The organism is Frankia sp. R82 (assembly GCF_023716925.1).
Taxonomy (GTDB): Bacteria; Actinomycetota; Actinomycetes; order Frankiales; family Frankiaceae; genus Frankia.
Genome location: NZ_JAMQQG010000251.1, coordinates 1 through 6157, shown reverse-complemented (window position 1 = coordinate 6157; position 6157 = coordinate 1). Strand labels below are relative to the sequence as shown.

Genomic DNA, 6157 nt, shown 5'->3' with positions numbered 1-6157 from the left:
GGCATAACTCAACATCAACAAGAGTGGGACATCAGCCCACGATCACACCCGGTCCAGGCGCGAAAGATCTGGGCTAGACGAGGGCACGTATGAACTCAGGGATCTCGCCGGCGCACCAACGGCCCGCCTGCGCGCCGTTAATGGTTTTGATGCCGTATTTAGCGGCAGACTCGGCAGCCAGATCGGTAAATTGCGAGGACGTAACGAAGAGAGCTATATCTGCCTGGTGATCATACCAGGCGCAGCCGTTGAACTCGCGTATCTCTTTCGGGACGATCTTCTTTTGGCTCGTGTAGTGCTTGCACTGGACCACGACACGCTTGCCGGACGGAAAGTCGGCGATGACGTCCGCGCCATTGTCCCCAGCTCCGCCGATCACGCTTGCCACTATTGCGCCGGACTGGCGGAGCAGTTCTGCCACCAACTCCTCGAACTGCCTGGGTGACAGGTCATTTAGTCTCGGAGGAGCAGAGTCCCGCGGGGGCTGCGGCTCGAACCATGTGTGCTGCGGCTCGACCCAGAGGTGGCGCAACTGCTCCGACGGTAACCCGTGCCAGCCCTCAACAAACCCCTGGCGACCAGCCCGTCGAATTTCCTCAAGTGCCGCCGGTCCCAAGGCGGCTCGAGTCCATAGTAGGGCGATCCCACCCGCCACCAACAGCAGCAAGACGCAGCCGTCCCAGAGCTGCTCCACCGCCGACAACACAGCTAGCAGGAGAATCGCCGCTTCCACGGCGCAGAGGACCTCGACCCGCTCGCTGAAGCCCCCTTTCTTCCTGGGCTCCGTCATGTAGGAATCCCCCGATCGTCGGTCGCGGGATCAGGTTGCGGGCCCGCTCGGCTTCGCCTTTTGTTTGACAGCAGCAGTTCAAGCATGACCCACTGCGCGTTCCTGAGGCCACCACTCGACCGAGGACCCCGAGACGAGGATCTGGTCGAGGGGGCTTTCCGCGTGTTCCTGGCCGAGGACAAGCGTGCGGCGGCCCCATCGGACGCCAGCTCGGCCGCCGACGCCGTCCCTGACGTCGCCGAGGTGGTCGCCGGCGTGCCGGCGCCGGACGATGTCCCACATCCCCCGAACAGCACGACCCCGCACGGATATCCCCCCGAATGCGCCAGATGAGGATTACACGGTAGCGGAGGCGCCGCGCTCGCCCGGCCGGTGGCGCTACCGGTGCCGGTGCTGGTGCTGGTGAGCCGGGCGACCGGAGCCCCGGGGGACGGGTCGCGCGCTGGCGGGTCGACGAGCGCCACTAGGCCGCACAGCGGGGTGTCGGGGGTGGGACAGGCCGCTACCGCTACCCGTCCTCGCCGGCGGGGGCCAGGCCCACGGCGCCGGTCGGGCCGGTTGCCGAAAGCCGGCCTTACCGGTCGTCACGTGACGACCGACCAACGTTGACAATGTAAACATTGCTTGCCGCAGAGCAGATCGTCGCGCCCGGCTGGTGACCGGTCTGTGGCGCTGTGTCGGTGTGGGCATACAACCTGCCCATGGCGGGACGTGGCGGACGGTCGGGGTGGTGGGTGCGGTGGTGGCCGTGTGGCTGGTCCCGCCGGTGGTGTACCGGCCGGCGGATCAGGCGGAGGCACGGGCGGCGTTACAGGCCGGGCTGTTGACCGCGGCCGCGGCGATGGTCGCCGTCGCCGGCGCTCTGGTCGCGTTGGCGGAAACCCGCCGGGCGAACGAGAACACCCACGTCCGCGAGCTCTACACCCGCGCCGTCGACCAGCTCGGCAACACCAACATCACGATCCGCCTCGGGGGGATCTACGCCCTGGAACGCATCGCCACTGACAGCCCTCCCGACCAGCGCACCGTCGTGGAAGTCCTCTCCGCGTTCGTCCGCGAACGCAGCACCGACCCGGACCTACGCATCCCCACCCCGGCCGAAGGCGACCCGCCACCGGTGCGTCCCGCTGCGGACATCCGCGCCACCGTCCAAGTCCTCGCCCGCCTCCCCCACCGCAACGGCGTCCCCCGCGCCGACTTCACCGGCGCCGATCTCACCGGCCCCGCCAGCCTCAACCACCTCAACCTCACCGGCGCCAACCTCAGCGGCGTCGACCTGGTCCGGGCGAACCTCAGCGGCGCCCAGCTGGGCGGGGCGAACCTCACCGACGCCCGGCTGTCCGGGGCGAACCTCACCAGCGCCCGGGAGTTGGTGCAGGGGCAGGTGGATGTGGCGGTGGGGGATGGGGAGACGCGGTTGCCGCCGGGGCTGACGCGGCCCGGATCGTGGACGTGAGCGGCATCTGATGATGATCGTCGCGAAGTTTCTGTACCGGTTCAAGGACGCGTGCGCGTGCGCTGGCACAGCCCAGCGGGGCTGTAGACCCCTCCGCCCGTGGCCCAGACTCACCGGCAGGATCGGCATGTTCACGCCGGCGACCGCGCGGGGTCTCGGGACCGGCCCGGTCGTCATGTGCACCCGGAGGGCGTGCGCATCGGCCCGAACCGGGCCTCCCACCGTGTGCATCCAGGCCGTGTGAACCCGAGGTGGTGCACATGGGTCAGAGGGCGCCGTCCATGGGGTTGTCGCGCCAGCGGTCGATCGTGCGCACGTAGCCGTGGACGACGGGGGAGCCGATCGACCAGCGGCCTTGTGCCACGATCGCGGCGGTCTGCTCCGGGAGAGCGGTAATACGGCGGGCGGAGTTTCGCTGTCAAGCTGAATGTGACCATACGCCTTTACTTCGCCCGGTATTCACGAAATAATTCCCTGGGGAGTGGAGGAGGGAGAGTTCTGATGGCAGACCATAGCGGTATCGAATGGACCGAAGCTACCTGGAACCCTACGACCGGGTGTGATCGGATATCCGACGGGTGTGATCACTGTTATGCCCTGACGCTGGCTCGGCGACTGAAGGCGATGGGGTCGGCGAAGTATCAGAACGACGGGGATCCCCGTACCTCGGGCCCGGGGTTCGGGGTGACGGTCCATCCGGATGTCCTGGCGGTGCCGCGCCGCTGGCGGGAGCCCAGGCTGATTTTTGTGAATTCGATGTCGGATCTTTTCCATGCTCGGGTGCCGGTGGCTTTCATCCGGGCGGTGTTCGAGGTGATGGCGGATACGCCGCAGCACACCTTCCAGGTGCTGACGAAGAGGTCCCGGCGGCTGGCCCGGCTCGCGGGGGACCTGGACTGGCCGTCGAATGTGTGGATGGGCGTGACGGTCGAGAACGCTGCGGCCGCGCACCGGGTGGACGACCTCGTCCCGGTGCCCGCGGCGGTCCGGTTCCTGTCGTGCGAGCCGCTACTCGGCCCGCTCCCCGGCCTGGACCTGACCGGGGTGCACTGGGTGATCGCCGGCGGGGAGAGCGGGCCCCGACACCGTCCGGTGGAGCAGGCATGGGTCAGCGGGCTCCGGGATACCTGCCTGGACGCGGGGACACCGTTCTTCTTCAAGCAGTGGGGCGGGTCGACGCCCAAGGCCGCCGGCCGGCTTCTGGAAGGCCGAACCTGGGACGAGATGCCCCGGATCTATTCGCCAGCCGCCTGATCCGCGCCAGGGATAGGGACATGAAGACCCCGCCCGCGAGGGTGGTTATCAGGGTAGCTCGTAGGGCGAGACGGGCGGGGTGTACTGATACAGCCGTATCCCGTGCGGCGGGGTGTTCCTGGCTATCTCGACACTGGTGAAAAGGCTGCTCTGCCCGGTCGCGTCGTCGGTGCGGTCCTGCTGGCGGGCACGGGCTTCCTGCCGCATCAGGGGGAATCTCTGCGCGGTGGCGCTGTAGACCGCTTTCATGATGTCATCGCCGGCGCGATGATCCGTCGCGAAGATCATGTCATACATCGGGGAGTTACCCCGGTTGGTCATCCGCAGGGTGTGGGTGAACCGGTAGCCCAGCGCTGTTTCCAACCGCCAGCGCATCAGATTGGTGAACTCGTCCCGGGCAGTTTCGGGATCGAGGTCGCCCGCACGCCGGCCGGCGAGGATCGGCCGCCACGCGGACGACCCGAACAGATCCGTGATCAGCCGCTCCGCCCTCGCCCGCTGCACCGGGTCGAGCTGGTCGTTGACCACCCGGCCGATCTGCGCGGATGGCAGGAGCAGGAACAGCTCAACCTTCGTCGGGGACTGCCGCTTGTGAGCCGCCAGCGTCTCCAGGAGTTCCCAGCGTGCCTCCACCCCATCCGGGTCGATGAACGCGAACGTCGGCGACCGCCGGTAGGCGTCCAGCCCCTGCAGGGCCGGTCTCAGGGTGTCGTGGACATCGCCGGTATGGATGACCACGTCCCGGTCGGGATGCCGGGCGCGTAACGCGGCCTGCAGACTCGCCGCCCGACCCGCCCGCAGCTCGAAGCCCCGCACCACCGTGAACGGCGGGTCGGTGGCCAGCGCGCGCAGCAGACTTCCCTCGATCCGCTGGTCGCTGTCTCGACCCACGTTCTCGGCCTGGCCGGCGAACAGGTCCAGGTAGACGGTGTTCCTCGCCGTCGCACACGCCTTCATGAAAGCCGGGAGATAGTCGGACAGCATATGCAGCTTGCTTTCCGTCCAAAACCCCCACGGACGCTCCGCAACCACTCACTCTGAGTATCACTACCGATAGCCCCAGGGAACTACCCGTACGACCCAGACACCCCATAGTCACCAAGAGCGTAAGAGTCCGTGATGTCGGCCTACGGTCCACGCAAAGACCGACCCCAGCGAGAGGACCGCAATGGGACAGACAGGCGCAACGAGGCGATCGGGGATGCCTGGCCCACCGGAGTAGCCGTCGCAGGAAACGCGTCCACGTCGAGGTGCCAGCTGCCAACGGAACCGGAGAGGTCGTGATCGCCGACGTCGGGTTGCCACAGAAAATGGGGCATTTCCCGCGACAACCCCATCGCCGCCTCCGCCTACGCTGGCTCGCCGTACTTCGCGACGTAGGCCGCGCGGTTCTCGGCGAGGAGCGCCCGGCCGGCGTCGGCGGTGAGCTGGTCGACCGAGGAGACGGCCGGCGCCTCCTGGCCCTCGACGGTGAACGTGAGCAGCATGACCCGGCGGATCAGCTCGGCGACGACGCTGAGAGCCGACTCGGCCAGCAGCCGCCCGTCCCGCCAGGCGAACCGCGGCGCCCGGCCGATGCCGGTGCCGCGGATGTGTCCCGCCAGCAGGCCGGCCGATGACCGCCGGCGGCGCACCGTCCTGCTCGACGACCCGGCGCTCCTGGCCCTGCTCCGCCGCTACCTGCGGACCACCGGCCACACCCACGGACCGCTGTTCCGCGCCGCCAAGAACAGTGTCGGCGGGCCGCCGCGTTACGCCACCGCCGAAGAAGCCTGGACCAACTACTGCGTCACCGCCGCCGAGAAGATCAGCCTGCACCAGCTCCGGCGCACCCACGCCACCGAACTCGTCAACGCCGGCGTCCCCATCGCGACGATCCGCAAGAACTTTGGCCACGCCGACATCCGCCGGGAGCTCGCGTCCACCCTGCTCTACGCCCACAAGACCGGCCAGGCCGCCGACGCCGACATCCGCACCTGGCGACGACACCGCACCAACCCGAAGGCCACCACGTCGAGCCGATCATGAACGCGGCGAAACCTCCCACAGTTTGTCCCGGTCTCCTACGACCGCGCGCTGCCCCTTTCCGCCAGGGGTCGGCACCGTCGAAGCCGGGCAGGCTCACCGACAGGCTGGCGCGAGATTACATACATAGTCCAGGCCGGATTTTTAGAGTCCATAGTCCCATCACGCAAGGGGACTTTTTCCCCTGCCTTATGGCCTATAGACCCTGCCCTTGAGTGGTGTAGACAGGTTCTGCGGAATAGAAGATTCTGCCCCGGCGGTGCTGGCCCGTGCTCTTTGGCGGGAACTCGGCCAGCAACCGCCAGGTTGCTCCCCTGCTCGAGGAGACTCGCTATGCATACACCTCTACAGGCTCCCTTGCCAGGATCAGGTCCGGCGAGCGGTCCGCTGACAAGGACGGGCACTCTCCAAGCTCTCGTGTTGGCGCTGTGCATCGCTCTGTCCGTCATCGTCTCGATGGTGAGCGGCTTCCTGAGTTGGATCGACGGTAGTGGCCCGGCTGGGGCTTTCCTGGTTGGCGGTGCTGCGTTCGCCGCCACCTTGGCCTTGACTCTTAGAGCTTGTCTCATGTGGGGTGTGGGAGTTTCTTCCAGCAGGTGATCGCGGCGGCCAGGCAGAGGAACCCGAGGAAG

At 67.5% G+C, this 6157-nt stretch carries 7 protein-coding genes; 4 read left to right on the top strand and 3 right to left on the bottom strand.

What is annotated here, in order from left to right; translation table 11 throughout:
• Window positions 1–73: 73 nt before the first annotated feature.
• Window positions 74–790, bottom strand: coding sequence for a restriction endonuclease (locus ND747_RS19660; protein WP_251735280.1), 717 nt, complete (start codon window positions 788–790; stop codon window positions 74–76).
• 84 nt (window positions 791–874) lie between these two features.
• Between ND747_RS19660 and ND747_RS19655 the strand changes: the two genes are divergently transcribed.
• From ND747_RS19655 to ND747_RS19645, 3 genes are all read left to right on the top strand, one after another.
• Window positions 875–1123: a hypothetical protein gene (locus ND747_RS19655; RefSeq protein ID WP_251735279.1), complete on the top strand. Its 249-nt coding sequence runs from the start codon at window positions 875–877 to the stop codon at window positions 1121–1123.
• A gap of 349 nt (window positions 1124–1472) precedes the next feature.
• Window positions 1473–2246: a pentapeptide repeat-containing protein gene (locus tag ND747_RS19650; RefSeq protein ID WP_251735277.1), complete on the top strand. Its 774-nt coding sequence runs from the start codon at window positions 1473–1475 to the stop codon at window positions 2244–2246.
• A gap of 501 nt (window positions 2247–2747) precedes the next feature.
• The gene (locus ND747_RS19645) at window positions 2748–3500 is read left to right on the top strand and encodes a DUF5131 family protein (protein ID WP_251735276.1); all 753 of its coding nucleotides are present in this window, start codon (window positions 2748–2750) and stop codon (window positions 3498–3500) included.
• Between the two features lie 48 nt (window positions 3501–3548).
• Here ND747_RS19645 and tcmP read toward each other — a convergent pair whose 3' ends face one another.
• Together tcmP and ND747_RS19635 are read right to left on the bottom strand one after the other, a co-directional pair.
• Entirely contained in the window at window positions 3549–4532 is a 984-nt protein-coding gene (gene tcmP / locus ND747_RS19640; protein WP_308204660.1) for a three-Cys-motif partner protein TcmP, read from the bottom strand.
• A 317-nt stretch (window positions 4533–4849) separates the two neighbouring features.
• Window positions 4850–5134, bottom strand: coding sequence for a hypothetical protein (locus ND747_RS19635; RefSeq protein WP_251735272.1), 285 nt, complete (start codon window positions 5132–5134; stop codon window positions 4850–4852).
• Between ND747_RS19635 and ND747_RS19630 the strand changes: the two genes are divergently transcribed.
• Window positions 5091–5528 carry a site-specific integrase gene (locus tag ND747_RS19630; protein ID WP_251735270.1) on the top strand — a complete coding sequence of 146 codons (438 nt, stop codon included), beginning with the start codon at window positions 5091–5093 and terminating at the stop codon, window positions 5526–5528. The genes ND747_RS19635 and ND747_RS19630 overlap by 44 nt on opposite strands.
• The last annotated feature ends 629 nt before the right edge of the window (window positions 5529–6157 follow it).